The organism is Brevibacillus gelatini, from assembly GCF_050920745.1.
GTDB classification, from domain to species: domain Bacteria; phylum Bacillota; class Bacilli; order Brevibacillales; family Brevibacillaceae; genus Brevibacillus; species Brevibacillus gelatini.
Genome location: NZ_CP154342.1, coordinates 2,742,520 through 2,756,839, shown reverse-complemented (window position 1 = coordinate 2,756,839; position 14,320 = coordinate 2,742,520). Strand labels below are relative to the sequence as shown.

The 14,320-nt window shown below is 51.4% G+C and carries 15 protein-coding genes and 2 pseudogenes; 12 read left to right on the top strand and 5 right to left on the bottom strand.

What is annotated here, in order from left to right; translation table 11 throughout:
- Positions 1-30 precede the first annotated feature (30 nt).
- The gene (locus AAFJ72_RS13200) at positions 31-1,515 is read right to left on the bottom strand and encodes an IS1182 family transposase (RefSeq protein ID WP_432774196.1); all 1,485 of its coding nucleotides are present in this window, start codon (positions 1,513-1,515) and stop codon (positions 31-33) included.
- 603 nt (positions 1,516-2,118) lie between these two features.
- Here AAFJ72_RS13200 and AAFJ72_RS13195 point away from each other — a divergent pair.
- Together AAFJ72_RS13195 and AAFJ72_RS13190 are read left to right on the top strand one after the other, a co-directional pair.
- Positions 2,119-2,511 (top strand): annotated as a pseudogene (locus AAFJ72_RS13195) (DUF4280 domain-containing protein); the annotation flags it as partial.
- Between the two features lie 479 nt (positions 2,512-2,990).
- Positions 2,991-3,404, top strand: coding sequence for a hypothetical protein (locus AAFJ72_RS13190; protein ID WP_432774278.1), 414 nt, complete (start codon positions 2,991-2,993; stop codon positions 3,402-3,404).
- A gap of 377 nt (positions 3,405-3,781) precedes the next feature.
- On the opposite strand, the pseudogene AAFJ72_RS13185 reads toward AAFJ72_RS13190, so the two are convergent.
- Both AAFJ72_RS13185 and AAFJ72_RS13180 read right to left on the bottom strand, forming a co-directional pair.
- Positions 3,782-4,060: pseudogene (locus AAFJ72_RS13185) on the bottom strand (transposase); the annotation flags it as partial.
- Between the two features lie 493 nt (positions 4,061-4,553).
- Positions 4,554-5,528, bottom strand: coding sequence for a Ku protein (locus AAFJ72_RS13180; RefSeq protein WP_432774277.1), 975 nt, complete (start codon positions 5,526-5,528; stop codon positions 4,554-4,556).
- An 85-nt stretch (positions 5,529-5,613) separates the two neighbouring features.
- Between AAFJ72_RS13180 and AAFJ72_RS13175 the strand changes: the two genes are divergently transcribed.
- On the top strand, positions 5,614-5,739 hold the full coding sequence (locus AAFJ72_RS13175) for a hypothetical protein (protein ID WP_432774276.1): 126 nt from the start codon (positions 5,614-5,616) through the stop codon (positions 5,737-5,739).
- Here the strand turns inward: AAFJ72_RS13175 and AAFJ72_RS13170 are convergent.
- Positions 5,723-5,866 (bottom strand): hypothetical protein, encoded by a 144-nt coding sequence (locus tag AAFJ72_RS13170; RefSeq protein ID WP_432774275.1) that lies wholly within the window; start codon positions 5,864-5,866, stop codon positions 5,723-5,725. The genes AAFJ72_RS13175 and AAFJ72_RS13170 overlap by 17 nt on opposite strands.
- Before the next feature lie 404 nt (positions 5,867-6,270).
- Between AAFJ72_RS13170 and rsmD the strand changes: the two genes are divergently transcribed.
- The gene (gene rsmD / locus AAFJ72_RS13165; RefSeq protein WP_432774274.1) at positions 6,271-6,843 is read left to right on the top strand and encodes a 16S rRNA (guanine(966)-N(2))-methyltransferase RsmD; all 573 of its coding nucleotides are present in this window, start codon (positions 6,271-6,273) and stop codon (positions 6,841-6,843) included.
- A gap of 41 nt (positions 6,844-6,884) precedes the next feature.
- Complete coding sequence (gene coaD, locus AAFJ72_RS13160; RefSeq protein ID WP_432774273.1) at positions 6,885-7,367, top strand: pantetheine-phosphate adenylyltransferase; 483 nt, start codon at positions 6,885-6,887, stop codon at positions 7,365-7,367.
- Positions 7,368-7,382: 15 nt separating this feature from the next.
- On the opposite strand, the gene ylbJ is transcribed toward coaD, so the two are convergent.
- Positions 7,383-8,615 (bottom strand): sporulation integral membrane protein YlbJ, encoded by a 1,233-nt coding sequence (gene ylbJ / locus AAFJ72_RS13155; RefSeq protein WP_432774272.1) that lies wholly within the window; start codon positions 8,613-8,615, stop codon positions 7,383-7,385.
- 135 nt (positions 8,616-8,750) lie between these two features.
- Between ylbJ and AAFJ72_RS13150 the strand changes: the two genes are divergently transcribed.
- From AAFJ72_RS13150 to plsX, 7 genes are all read left to right on the top strand, one after another.
- Complete coding sequence (locus AAFJ72_RS13150) at positions 8,751-9,545, top strand: patatin-like phospholipase family protein (RefSeq protein ID WP_122905737.1); 795 nt, start codon at positions 8,751-8,753, stop codon at positions 9,543-9,545.
- Entirely contained in the window at positions 9,542-10,609 is a 1,068-nt protein-coding gene (locus tag AAFJ72_RS13145; protein WP_432774271.1) for a SepM family pheromone-processing serine protease, read from the top strand. Before AAFJ72_RS13150 ends, AAFJ72_RS13145 begins: the two co-directional genes overlap by 4 nt.
- Before the next feature lie 84 nt (positions 10,610-10,693).
- Positions 10,694-11,212 carry a YceD family protein gene (locus AAFJ72_RS13140; RefSeq protein WP_432774270.1) on the top strand — a complete coding sequence of 173 codons (519 nt, stop codon included), beginning with the start codon at positions 10,694-10,696 and terminating at the stop codon, positions 11,210-11,212.
- 137 nt (positions 11,213-11,349) lie between these two features.
- On the top strand, positions 11,350-11,520 hold the full coding sequence (rpmF, locus tag AAFJ72_RS13135) for a 50S ribosomal protein L32 (protein ID WP_122905734.1): 171 nt from the start codon (positions 11,350-11,352) through the stop codon (positions 11,518-11,520).
- Positions 11,521-11,672: 152 nt separating this feature from the next.
- A complete protein-coding gene (locus AAFJ72_RS13130) occupies positions 11,673-12,461 on the top strand; it encodes a DeoR/GlpR family DNA-binding transcription regulator (RefSeq protein ID WP_432774269.1) in 789 nt (262 codons plus the stop codon).
- Positions 12,462-12,706: 245 nt separating this feature from the next.
- Complete coding sequence (gene fapR, locus AAFJ72_RS13125; protein ID WP_122905732.1) at positions 12,707-13,291, top strand: transcription factor FapR; 585 nt, start codon at positions 12,707-12,709, stop codon at positions 13,289-13,291.
- 20 nt (positions 13,292-13,311) lie between these two features.
- On the top strand, positions 13,312-14,319 hold the full coding sequence (gene plsX / locus AAFJ72_RS13120; protein WP_122905731.1) for a phosphate acyltransferase PlsX: 1,008 nt from the start codon (positions 13,312-13,314) through the stop codon (positions 14,317-14,319).
- The last annotated feature ends 1 nt before the right edge of the window (position 14,320 follow it).

Here is a 14,320-nt window from a genome sequence, read left to right as displayed (position 1 = left end):
ACGGCATCAAAAAGAATGCAGCCTTACTTCTTACGAAGCTGGCTGCATTTGCTTTATTAGCTTTACCATTCGCTTTACGTTTACAACGAATGCCGTTAAGTATGCTTGTATCCGCATACCAAATAAACCACGGTATTTTGCCCTGGTCAATCCATGAAATCTTTTTAATTCAGCATTTTTGTGCTCAATGATCCGGCGACGCTTCGATCGCTCTTTGAAGGTGGTGCTTGCCTCAAACCTCATGTGCTCTTGATAGTGCTCCGCCACCATACGAATGGAATAAGTCTTTGCTTTGGCACCAGGCTTGTAGCATCCTTCGCGAAGTGGACATGTCTTGCACTTCTCCACATCAAAGTAAAAGACAAGAGAACGGCTGCGCCCGGATTTTTTCTTCCCTTGTACCGCTTTTCGTATACTGTGCTCTCCGGTTGGGCAAATGACAAAGTCGGCGTCTTTGTTGTATGTAAAGCCTTCCTGTTTCATTCCTCCGGAATGGACAATTGGGTTTAAGGGGACTATCGGTTGAATGTCTTTTGAGGCAAGGAGATTTAAATTGTCTTTTCCAGAGTAAGCAGTGTCTCCGATGACTTCCTCAATCTTCATACCTGTCTTTTCTGTTTGCTCTAATAGCTTTGGCAGTTGTTTGCCATCATCTTCACTTCCACCCGTAACTTCAATCGCAGTGATGATCTCTTCTTCTGTCATCGCTACATGCTCTTTGTAGCCAAAAAAGGAGAGGGTATTGCTTTTCCAGCCAAAACGCGCGTCTGGGTCAATCGCAGACATGATGCCTTTGTTTGCTAGTAACCGTTCATCTTCCACGATTTGCTTTGCGTGCTTGAGTTTTTCGGAGATGGCCCCTTCATGATCAGGAAGGAGATTTTCTACCGTTTCTCCCAGTTCAGCGAGGTAATGTAGCATCACTTTTGCCGCATCGACATCGCCTTGCATACACTTCGGAGGACGAGGAAGTTTCTTCTCCAGCTTTGGATGCTTTTTAAGTACGGCTCGTACGAGCCGTTTGGCGGCTTCCTGCAACACGTCCAAAGGCCGTTTCTTTTGAGTGGAAGCAACAGTATGTGTTGCATCGACAATGAGTGTTTTTGACTTAATCAAGCCTTCTTCTACGCACTGTTTTACAAGCACTTGTAAGATTTCGTTAATCTGGCTTGCACCTAAGCGATGATTCCGAAATCGGGATAATTGTGACGGATCGGGCAAAGTATCCTCAGGATTCAACCCCAAGAACCATTTATACGCGAGGTTTACTTGTGCTTCTTGAATCATTCGCTCATCGGATAAGCCATAAAGATACTGCAGAAATAAAAGACGAAACAGAAGTTCCGGTTCATTCGCTGGTCTTCCGTAATATTCACAATAAGATGGACGAACTAACTCGTAAATGAACGAAAAGTCCACAGCTTCGTTGATTTTTCGAAGAAGATGGTCTTCGGGAATTAAATTGTAAAGTTCTGAATGAAATGAGGCTTTCAATTGTCTGTCAGCAGATAGCATGGCAACATGTCCTTTGAACATTTTCTTAATATTGATTATAGCGAAAAACCAGCACCGCGAGGTGCTGGCAATCATTCAAAGCCAAAAAGCTGATGGAGTTTGGAATAGGAGGCGTTTTATTTGCGGAGCGCCTTTGCCAGCCTTCCAGCGTAGAGACGTGGACACGGGGATGAAGGGGGCGTTAGTCTCACTTCATTGTGAAACCCAGATGTTGAGCCCCCGCCCCGTGAAACGTCTCGGAACGGACAGATAAGCCCCATAGTGGGCTGGCAACGAAGCGAAGCAAAGAAACGCCTTCACTTTCCATATAAAGGAAGTGTTTTGCAGTGCTCTCCAGCTGGGGCAGGTTTTTTTGTGCATATAAAAATTAAAGTTTTTTGTTCTTAAATCCTACGAATAAACATTCTTTCATGACTTTTTGTTCATTGTAAAAGAGTGGAAACCATCCGATATTTGATAAGGTAGATTCAACTTCCATTTTATGTACAAATTGGATGGAGCGACAAAGCGTTAAACGAAACAGCAAGAATCCTCCAATCTATTTAGGACCGATGGCGGAGAGGAGGAATATCATTGGCAAATATTGAAGACATTCAAGTGCAGATGCCCAGCGGCGGCGAAAAGAAAAGCTATGTCGTAGCAGGCGCGATTCTGTCCTGCAGCCAAGGAAGCCAATTAAGCCGGTTGAAAATGCCGGTCAGTCACGGGGTATTCGTCAAAGGCAAGCCACAGATGAACATCATGGACTTCAAACCGATGGATAACATCATGCCCTTCGGCAAATGCAGCAGTCTGCGCAATCCGACAGTTGCCCAAGCCACAGCAGCCAATAACGGGGTGCTCACCCCGATGCCGTGCATGCCAGTGGTGACGATGCCTTGGTTGGATGGCAAAGCGGACAAGTTGGTGGACGGATTTCCAGCCCTCCTGAACAAATCCACGAACATGTGCATGTACTGCGGACAAATCAAAATCGAAGACGATGGCCAGGACTTGGGTGGTGTCAGCATTTCAAACGGCGCCAATGCGTGTCCCGCTCCGGCCGCAAATGCCGGACAAGCGCCAGAAGGTGAACAGCCGGCAGAAGAACGAAGCATGTGGGGGGATTTTGTCAAAGGGATATCCGCTTTGGGCGAAGTGCCAGCCGCGATGAAAAAAGCCGCCAGCGAGTTGCCGGGAGGTGTGCACAAGGCGGCACAGGAGTTGTCGATGGGTGCAAAGCAGTTTGCGAAAGAAGGCGTGGAGCCGCTTAGACAAATGGCTGCAGCTTTGGAAGGCCCACCCGTAGATGATGACTTCGTGGAACTTGTAATGGCGTGGGGCGATAAAGCTGTCACTTACGCGGATGCTCACAAAAAGGATTACGATGAAGCTGTCGATACGATTGTCCCTGCAGCAAGCGGTTATCCAACAGGTACGGTAAACGGGTCTCGCCCATCAGGTTTTTAATTCAAATATATGTGGAGGCACCAAATATGTACAAAGAACTAGATAACCTTTTATCTGCTGATACAACGGTAGATTCTTGGTACGATGATGGTTGTGTCATAGCAAGCGAAATGCTTTCAGAGTTTAGCCCAAGTGATTGGGAAGAATTATCTAATCAAGTGCTTAGTAAACCAATAGAATGGCAGAGAAAAGTAGCATATTGTTTGGATAATAAGTGTAGTGTACATGAACTTATTATCCTAATCTCTTTGCTCAATACTAATGATGAGGAATTATTCGAGATATGTATTGACACACTAAGAAGTTATTCAAGTCAGGAAATTAAAAAAATGATATTGGATAATCCCCAGATTTTACAACGTGTAAATGACCTACTGCCTACTGCTAGCATACCAGTAAGGAAAATGCTCGAAGATTTCCTTGCAAAAATCCATTCATAAAATGTAGATTTCAGATTTGTACGTAATTATGCTCTTAGAAATTGGTTGATTACGCCTTTCAAAGTTTTTCTTTAATCAAAGGAAAATCCTACCCGCTGCGCACCACCCGTTAAACGTGCAGGAGATCAGAAGCCAAGCAAATTCGGCAATCTATACTGGTTGAATTGAACTTGGTCGATTAGTGTGACGGGATGCGGTAGCGGGGTCTGTCAAGGTTTTTGTGTAAACTCAATCAACCGCTATATAAAAAGGTTTCATCCCCTAATTGGGACATCTTTTTTGAACCCAATCGAGTCAAGGGCGTAAGGCGAAGCGAACCCTTGACGCGTTGGTGGAGAGAAAGGTCATCCTTTCGGTGATGAAGCCTTTCATTTTTATTAACGGATGTACGGCTGTACCCGATCTTCAAAGAAAACGGAAAGCTGTAAGAGAATCTGGCCCCAGTTCTGGACTCGTCCGTCCACTTTCACAGAACATCCATGGTTACAAGATAGAACATCTTCAAAAGGGCATCGTCTGTGGGAAACATGGCTTCCTTTTGTCACCTTTCGAAGCTGTCGATGATAACTTTCGATCACGTTTGTTGTATAGATCAGCTTTAGAATCTCTGGAGGATATCGAAAGAAGGTAGCAATCTCGTCCCAGTTATTCCGATAGGGTCAATTCCAATTACCATATAGGCTGCTTTATTGAAGATAGCTCCGTCCTATTTTACCTTAAAGTGAATGGCATCAAGGAAAACAACAGCATAAACCACTTGCAAGGGTCGATTTTGCCCGACATACGAGTGCCTATACTGCGAACAAATCAAAAGAAAGGACAATCACCTAGAGTTGGGGGTATTCATGTGTCAAGCGGCGAAGAAGCTGCCAAAGGGTGTCAAACAGTTTGCCAAGCGTACAAAAAAGCCCCTTTCTAGGGGCAATCCCAAGGCAACACCTGGTAAGGCAGACTTTCAATGCGCCTTTATGCGCTTGGCTGTAACATATCTTCTTGGGCAAAAGAAGCCAGTAGTGATAACTACAGATGTCATCCAGTAAAGCTAAGACGTTGCTGCCATTGCTTAAGCGTAAGCCAGCTTTTTCCGACCACTAAAAGCCAGCAAACGCTCCGCTTATCTTATGACTAGACAAACGATTCCTTCCTCTTTTACACAGGAGTGGCCTTTTTGCGGCGAAGTGTTTTCGTTGTCGAGGTCGGGGCAGGGGCAGGTTTTTGCTCCCCTGCAGGTTCTTTTCCAGTTGAAGCTGTCTTGGCAGCGGGCTTTGCAGAAGTTGCCCGTTTGCGCCCTGCTTTCGGCTGCGTGGCTGCCGGGGTTGGCTCTGGCTCCAGCTTTACGGGGCTGCTCGTTTGGCCTGCAGTAGAAGCCAGGCTTTCCTTCAGGGCTTGCATCAGGTCGATCACATTCGTGCGCGCAATCGTCGGAGCGGTAGCAATTTCCTGGCCCTCCAGCTTTTTCTCGATCATTTCCTGCAGATCGACGCGGTATTGGTCGGTGTACTTGGCAGGATCGAACGGGACGGTCATATTCGCGATCAGTTCGGTGGCCATTTTCAGCTCGTTTTCGGCGAGGGGGACAGAAGCATCCGGCAAAGCGGGCACCTGATGAACAGGGCGCACCTCGTCCGGGTAAAAAATCGTTTCCAGCATGATGCAATGCTCGTACAGCCGGATGACGGCGAGACTTTGCCGATTGCGCATCGTCACCTGGGCAATGGCGATTTTTCCGGTCTGCTCCATGGCGGCGCGAAGCAGCGCATACGCCTTTTCCCCCGTTTCCTGCGGAGATAGGAAGTAGCTTTTGTCAAAATAAACCGGGTCGATCTCCGTCAAGTCCACGAAATCGAGAATTTCAATGGCGCGGCGCGTCTCGGGCGTGATCGCCTCCAGATCGTCGTCCTCGATGATGACAAAATGACCCTTCTCGTACTCGTACCCGCGCACGATTTCGCTTGTTTCCACTTCCCGCTGGCAATGCGGACACATTTTGGAATATTTGATCGGGGTGTTGCATTCCTTGTGCAGCTGGCGAAAGCGAATGTCCCGCTCTTCCGTGGCCGTAAACATGCGGACGGGGATATTGACCAGACCGAAGCTGATTGAGCCTTTCCAGACGGTATGCATATGATTCCTCCAGTACGGACCGAATTTGGCGTGTAGGTGACTTGACTCCAGGCTGTTTTGTTTATTGTTTGCAGGTGGCTGCAGGATGGCGCAAGGGAAAAGCAGGCGGGCAAACATTGACATTCATCTGGCATGGAAAAAGCCAGCCGCGAGTTCAGGCGACTGGCTTGGCAAGCGTCAAGCTGCTTTTCTCATTACTGTCCGTGTTTGACGATGTCCGACTGGTCCGCGCGCGACTGCATCTCCCGCGCTTGCTCGACACCGATTCCGGTGCGGTCGGCAATGGATTGGGCCTTGGATGCTTTCAGCTTTTGGGCGGACGGTTGTTTTTCTGCCATGTCGATTCCCCCTCGTAAGATCGGTGCAAGTATCTTGTTCCCCATGCAGGCAAAAAAAATACCCCTTCGCCACATGACGATGGGGTAGCAGTTCAACTCCTCCCGCGTGGGGAGCGCTGGCACGGAATGCTCCTATCAGACACGCCGTGCGCCAAAGTGAACTGCCTTTCAATTATGGGAGAGGAGAAACCGGAGGAAGAGCTTATGGGGAAACGTAAGTCTTCTCCGCGGTTGTCAGCGACACCGTTGCGTCGCTATCATCATGTTTTCCAATCTTTGTACGAGATATACATCATCTGCGGCATAAATTTTCAAGGTCGCCAATTTTACGGGGGTAGGCAGTTGTGATAGTATGGTATCAGCTTTTATACCGTATAACTTCTTTATAAACAGGTGAAATCATTATGCGCGTCATCGCGGGAGAACACAGAGGCAGAAAACTGGCGGCCGTCCCAGGAGTCGGGACGCGGCCGACGACCGACAAAGTAAAGGAATCGATTTTTAATATGATCGGCCCGTATTTTGAGGGAGGCTGGGCCTTGGATTTGTACGCCGGAACCGGCAGCCTGGGCATCGAGGCGCTGAGCAGGGGAGCGGACAAGGCGGTTTTTGTCGAACGGGATGCAAAAGCATTTTCCGTCGTCAAGCAAAATGTCAGCACCTGCCGACTGGACGAGTACGCAGAGCTTTACCGCATGGATACGGAGCGGGCAATCCGGCAGTTGGCCAAACGCGGCCAGCCTTTTGACCTGGTATTTCTCGACCCTCCTTACGCCAAGCAGAGGATCGTGGAGGAAATCGGGCAACTGCAATCGTTTGGCCTGCTCGCCGACGGTGCCTGGATCGTGGCCGAGCACGACAGCAAAGACTCTTTTCCCGATGCCATTGGCGACTGTGTCAAAGATCGGGAAGCGACCTACGGCGATACGGCTGTCACCCTGTATTACTACGATCCGCAAGCCAAAGAGGAAGGGTAAGCGAGCTTTGCTCAACCAGCACACGAGAAGGAGGAAGCAAGATGGCGATCGCCGTTTGCTCTGGAAGCTTTGATCCTGTCACCTATGGACATCTCGATATTATCAGCCGGGGTGCCAAGGTGTTTGACAAGGTAATCGTAGCGGTTCTGATTAATTCCAAAAAAAATTCCCTGTTCAGCGTAGACGAGCGCGTCGAGCTGCTTCGCCAGGTGACAGCGGGCATGGATAATGTGGAAGTGGACTCGTTTGACGGGCTGTTGATCGACTACATGAACAAGCGCGGAGCCAAAGTCATCATTCGCGGTCTGCGGGCCGTCTCCGATTTTGAATACGAAATGCAAGTGGCTTCGATCAACAAAAAGCTCGATCAAGAGATCGAGACCTTTTTCATGATGACCAGCAACCAATATTCGTATTTAAGCTCCAGCATCGTGAAGGAAGTGGCGCGATACAAGGCGAGTGTGGCCGATCTCGTGCCGCCGGAAGTCGAAGCGGCGCTCAAGCGCAAACTGGCCCAGTTGTAAACGACAAGACGCTGTTTATCTCGTTTTGCCGCCTTGCAAATAACGGGCCAGCAGGCTGATTGCAAAGAGCAGGACAGCTACGCCTGCGGCGAGTGTGCCGGAAAAAGCAATCGTTTCCCACCAGCTCGTTTCTGGTATTCCGGATGTAGTAGGAACGAAGACCGGGACGCTTTTGTCCAGAAACCAGGTGCTGACATTGACCAGCGGATTCCAGAAGACAAAGGTCAGGATTGCCGCCAAAAAGGCGTGCAGGGCACGGGCGATGAAATAGGGCGCGACGCGAATATCGGTTTCGCTGAGAATGCTCGCAACCTGCGCGTGAACGCTAAGCCCGCCCCAGGAAAGGACGGCGCTTGCAATCGCGGCCTTCCAGACCATGGAAACGTCATCAGGCACGACACTGGCGGCTTGTGCGCCCAGCGTGACCTCGAACAGCCCGGCGATGATCGCCTTGGAAAAGGCGGGCGGAAATCCGAGCGGGCCGAGAAAGATGGCGAGCAGCGTGCTAGTCATCTGTGTCAGGTGAATCGCGGCAAACAACTGGATCAAGACGGAAAACACAATGATAAAGCCACCGATCATGAACAGCGTGTTCAGCGCGGACTGCACGGCATCGCCCATCAGCTTGCCGAACGGTCGACCGTCGCGGATGCGCGCCCGGTGCATCGCTTGCAGCGCTCGAAGCGGCAAAGGCAGGCTCGTTTTTTCCAATGGCTTTGACACGGCGGCAAACGGTGCGTGGAAGCGATAAATCAGACCCATGATGACTGCCGACAAATAATGGGTCACGGCCAGGACAATCCCCATTTGTTCGCTGTGAAAAAAGCCGATGGCGACCGCCCCCATCACAAACAGCGGATCGCCTGTCGTCGTAAACGATACGAGCCGCTCTCCCTCCGCTTGCGACAAGTTCCCCTGCTGGCGCAAGCGGGTCGCAAGCTTGGCGGCTACCGGATAGCCCGACGAAAAGCCCATGGCGAGCACAAACCCGCCTGTGCCGGGCACATTGAACAAGGGGCGCATCAACGGTTCGAGGAGCACGCCGACAAAGTGAACCACACCCAGCCCCATCAAAATTTCCGAGAGGACGATAAACGGAAGGGTCGAGGGAAAGACGACTTCCCACCAGATTTTGAGTCCGCGGACGGCGGCTTCAAACGAAATTTGCGAATACATCACCAATGTCAGGACGAGCGCGACTGTCGAGAGCGCAAGCAACAGGGTGAAAATCGGTGAGTGGCGTGACATGGAATCCTCCTGTGTCGACGAAAAGATCATAGTACATGTCTACGTGTCAGCAGGATGATCTATGCGTGAGCTTGTATCTTTCAAGTGTGAAAAGAACCGGGAGTGGACACATAGGCTGTTACAGGAGGTGTTTGCATGACGGCGAAGCGAAAGCCAGTGGTGGGAGTGGCGCTAGGCTCAGGCGGAGCCCGCGGATTTGCGCACATTGGCGTGCTGAAAGCGTTGGAGGCGCACGGTGTCGAGATCGACATGCTCGCAGGCAGCAGTATGGGCAGTCTGATCGCGGCGGTGTATGCGAACGGGATCGAGCCGCACATGATGGGAAAGCTGGCGCAAAACCTCAAGCGCAAGCACTGGCTTGACCTGACTGTACCCGGGATGGGTTTTGTCGCGGGTGAAAAAATCAAGCAACTGATTAAGCTGCTCACGCACGGCAAGCGGATCGAGGAGCTGAACAAACCCCTTGCGATTGTAGCGACGGACATCGAATCGGGCGAGCGGGTCGTTTTTCGCGAGGGACCGATCGATCAGGCGGTCAGAGCGAGCATTTCCATTCCGGGCATTTTTGTTCCGGAAAAGGTAGACGGACGGCTGCTCGTTGACGGGGGAGTCATCGACCGGGTTCCCGTTACGGTGTTAAAAGACATGGGAGCAGACATCGTCATTGCCGTCGACGTCGCGCAGGTCGATACGCCGATGAAAGTGGGCAGCATCTTTGATGTCATCGCGCAGACGATCGATGTCATGGAAAGGGAGATTCTGCGCCATCGGATCATCGCCGCTGACATCGTAATCCGCCCGGATGTTGGACACTATAGCAGTATCGCCTACTCTGGCGTAGAGGAAATTATTGAGCTGGGCGAACGCGAGGGTGCAGCACAGGCAGAGCGCATCCAGCAACTGATTGCGAACTGGGAGGAAAGCCGATGAGCGAGGAACAGCTGAATGGACGAAGAAGCAGATCAAGAGGAAGTCGAGGCTTTAGCTGGATTTTTGGCTTGGTCTTTGCGGTGGTTGGACTTTCTTTTTTTATCCCGACCAATTACTATGTAACCCGACCAGGTTCGGCGATTGAACTTGCGCCGATGATTGACGTGGAGGGCGGCAAAAAGGACGAGTCAGGCTCGTTCATGCTCACCACCGTGCGAATGGGCGAGGCCAACCTGGCCTGGTACATCTACGCCAGCCTGGCCGCTGACGCGGAACTGATGCCGAAGCAGCTGGTAGTCAGCGAAGGTGAGGACAACGAAGATTTCGTCCGCCGCGAGCAGGCTGTAATGGACAATTCGCAAAAAATCGCCGAAGCCGTCGCGTTTCGCCTGGCGGGCTACGAGGTGAAGGTCGAGAAGGAAGGCGTCTGGGTGATGGGGACGCTGGACGGCCTGCCCGCCAAAAAAGTGCTGAAAATCGGAGACGTCATTACCGCAGTCGACGGGGTTCGCACCGCCGAAGCCAAAGACTTGCTGCAGGTTCTCTCCGGCAAAAAGGCTGGCGATCAGGTGGAGATTACATACACGAGAGATGGACAAGAAGCCAAAACGGTGATAACCTTGGTACCACTGCCGGAGTCAAAATCCGTCGGGATCGGGGTGCGCCCTGACAACAAGCAGCAGATCGTGATTCCGAAAAAAGTAACCATCGCGTCGCAGGGCATTGGTGGCCCGTCTGCCGGACTGATGATGACGCTGGAGATACTGGATCAGCTCGATACGACAAAAGATTTGACAAAAGGCTACAAAATAGCCGGTACAGGCACGATTTCATTGGATGGGACTGTAGGCCGAATCGGCGGGATCAGCCACAAGGTCATCGCAGCCGACAAGGCGGGGGCAGAGATTTTCTTTGCGCCCCAGGATACGCCTGATGCAACCTCCAATTATCAGGAAGCCCTGGCGGCCGCCAAACGGATCGGTACCTCCATGCAGATCGTTCCCGTCAAAAATGTGGCGGATGCGATTGCGTATCTGGATGGACGAAAGCCGAAAACTTCCTGAGCAAACAAGCTGTCAAGGAAAAATGGTTGACAAAGCTTTTTGCACGGGCTATAATCATCCTTGTTGTGCATGAGGTGAAGTGCTATGAACATTAAGTTGGCAGAGTTGGAACACCGAAAAGGCGAGCCATTGCCGTTTCAGTTGACGCTCGATGCAGCGGAACTGAAAAATCGCCATCAGGAAATTCGCGGGATTACCCCTGTGAACGCAGAGGGCGAGGCTGTACAGCTCGGCAATCTCTACTATGTAAAAGGCAGCATGAGAGCCGACGTCGATTTTGTCTGCGCCCGGTGTCTGAAGCCTTTTACCCATCATGCAGCAGTCGACTTCTCCGAAACCTTTGCACCAGCCGATGATCCGGTGTTGGGTGAGGATGAAGACAGCGATATGATTCCGCTCGAAGGTGACGAAATCGAGCTGACCGCTCTGTTGCAAGAGGACTTTTTGCTTGCGATGCCGACCTTCCCGTTGTGCGAGGAGGACTGCAAAGGATTGTGCCCGACTTGCGGCGTGAACCGCAATGAAACGGCATGCAGCTGCAGGAATGAGCGGATCGACCCGCGTTTGGCCGGGTTGGCTGACTTTTTCAAGGACAGCAAGTAGTATTCTATCGTTTTCAAGGTGAGGCGCCGATCTTCGGATGCAGCGTCTCATTTTTGAAGGATGGCATAGCATTTTGCCTATACTATCCACCCAATAGAGCATCTTAGCATTTGTCAGTTGAAGGAGGTGTAAGGAAGATGGCAGTACCTCAACGGAGAACTTCCAAAACCCGTAAAAGAATGCGTCGTACGCACTTCAAATTAGAGATTCCAGGCATGATCAAATGCGATAATTGCAACGAATACAAACTTGCGCATCGTGTTTGCCCAAGCTGCGGTCACTACAAAGGTGTGAAAGTGGCAAAGTAAGCTTTGCTGCGTAAAAAGTGAGGTGAGTAATCACCTTGCTTTTTTTGTGCGCTCATTTAACTTATCATTACTTATTAATGCTTGTATATATTGCTTGAAATGTGCAAATGCCTTAAAATGAAGGAGAAAGGCGAGGATGGAGTGAAATCGCGATGTACCAAGAGGAACGGCTGGCCGCGATCTTGCAGTATTTGCAACAGCATCAGCGCATCAGTGTGCAGGAAGTGATGGAAAAGTTTTCTGTCTCCCGCGACACAGCGAGGCGCGACATCGTCAAGCTGGAGGAGCAGGGCGAGATTTTGCGAACACGCGGCGGAGCGATTTTGCCCCGTTTGAGCAAAAAAAGCTATTCCCACCAGGAGCGGATGCAGCTCGACCTGTCGGGCAAGCGCCGGATTGCCCAGGCAGCAGCCCGGCTGATAAAAGACGGTGATTACTTGCTGCTCGATGCGTCGACGACTGTACAACTGGCGGTAGAATCGCTGCAGACGAAAGACCATGTCATCATCACGAATTCAATCGCGACAGCGGCCAGTGTGGCGCGCAAGGAAGGCGTGCTCGTGAAGCTGCTCGGCGGGGACGTGAACCCGCAAGACCAGTGTGTGCACGGCAGCCGCACCGTTGCCAACCTTGCCGATTACCACGTCGACAAGCTGCTGGTGGGCGCGTGCGGATTGACGACGAGCGGCCTGGTCTCGACGGATGAGGATGAAGGCTATCTCATCCGGGAAATGATTAGACGGGCCGATCAGGTAATCGTTCTCGCTGACCACTCCAAGTTCGGCAAAAGCATGCTGTACCGCGTAGCCAGTCTGGAGCGGATCGACATGCTCGTGACGGACCGCGAGCCGGGGCCGGAAATGGCAGAGGCGCTGGAAAAAAGCGAAGTGGAAGTCATCGTAGCAGGCGAAGCGGACGACGATTTTTCAAAAAGGGGATAGATTTCACCTGGCTGGCGTGAAGGGGAGCCCCGCGTGACAGCAGGTGGATTTATCAGGGAAGGTTCTTCTTGCGGGAAGAATCTTCCCTTTTTTGCTTGCATGGAAAAAGACGCCTGCCGCGCGTGAGAGACACATTTTCAAGAACTTTACTTGTAATTGCCGACGTTCTCCCTTATACTGTTTTGGTACCTGGTATTAAAAACAGCTCGCAATCATACATATCCATTGAGAATATCGCTAGGGGGGTGTTTCGCATCGCCCGCTTGCCAAAAAAAGATCGCCAGACGCGCTTGGTGCAGTCGCTGGCGGATAATCCATTTGCGACGGACGAGGATCTGGCTGAGTTATTTCAAGTCAGCATTCAAACAATACGTTTAGACCGATTGGAGCTTGGGATTCCCGAGTTGCGCGAGCGGATCAAATCGGTTGCCGAAAAAAGTCTCGACCCCGTAAAATCGCTGGGGATTGACGAAGTCATCGGCGAGATCATCGACTTGCAGCTCGATTCCCAAGCCATTTCCGTACTGGAAATAAAAGAAGAGCATGTTTTTTCGAAGACGCAGATTGCCAGGGGGCACTATATTTTTGCCCAGGCCAACTCGTTGGCAGTAGCAGTGATTAATGCAGATGTGGCCTTGACCGCAACCGCCCGAATCCGCTTCGTGCGGCCTGTGCGCATCGGCGAAAAGCTGGTGGCAAAAGCAGTGGTGCGCAGCCGGAATGGAGACGAGTGCAAAGTGCGCGTGGAGACCAAGGTTCAGGGAGAATTGGTCTTTACTGCGACGTTTCGGGTTGTAGAAATGTCAGGGACACAAAATCGGCATGGATGAGAGGTAAGGAGGAGACACGGTTGCGAATTGCAGTTGATGCGATGGGCGGCGATAACGCACCGCGAAGTACAGTTTTGGGGGCGCTTGCTGCCATCAAGGAAAACCCGGCCATTACCGTTGTATTGGTGGGAGATGAACAGGCCATTCGGAACCACTTGCCGCAAGACTTGCCGGCAAACATCGAGATCGTTCCTACTACGGAAGTGATTTTGCCAGATGATGAACCGGTTCGAGCTGTACGTCGCAAGAAACATTCTTCGCTTGTCGTAGCAGTGGAGATGGCACGCGAAAAAATCGTGGATGCAGCGATCTCTGCAGGGAATACAGGTGCGCTGATGACGGCAGGCCTGCTCTATGCAGGCCGCATGGAGGGGATTGAACGTCCCGCTCTGGCCGCCTTTATCCCGAATGTACTGGGCCGCGTCACGCTTACGCTCGACGTCGGTGCCAACATGGATGCAAAGCCGCATCACCTGCTGCAATACGCGGTGATGGGCAGCCTGTACGCAGAAAAAGTGCTGTGCTTTGAAAATCCGAAAGTCGGACTGCTCAACGTAGGGACGGAAGAAGGAAAAGGAAACGAGCTGACCAAAGCCGTCTTCCCGCTTTTGTCCCAGGCAGACCTGAATTTTGTCGGCAACGTGGAAGCGCGTGACGTCATGCAAGGGGCATGCGATGTGCTCGTCTGTGACGGCTTTGTCGGCAACGTGCTGCTGAAAGCGGTAGAGGGCGCAGCCTCCACAATCTTTTCGCTGTTGAAGCAGGAGTTTACTTCGACGCTGATTAATAAAGTAGGGGCGGCCATATTGAAGCCGGGGCTCGTTCGCTTCAAGAACAAAATGGACTACGCGGAATACGGGGGAGCACCGCTGTTGGGCCTGAAAAGCCCTGTCATCAAGGCACACGGCTCCTCTGACGAGCGAGCGATGAAAAACGCGATTGCCAGCGCAGCCCGCTTCGTGCGGCAAGATGTGAACGAAGTGATTGCGCAGGCACTGCAAAAAAATATAACAGGAGAAAGCGAGTGAG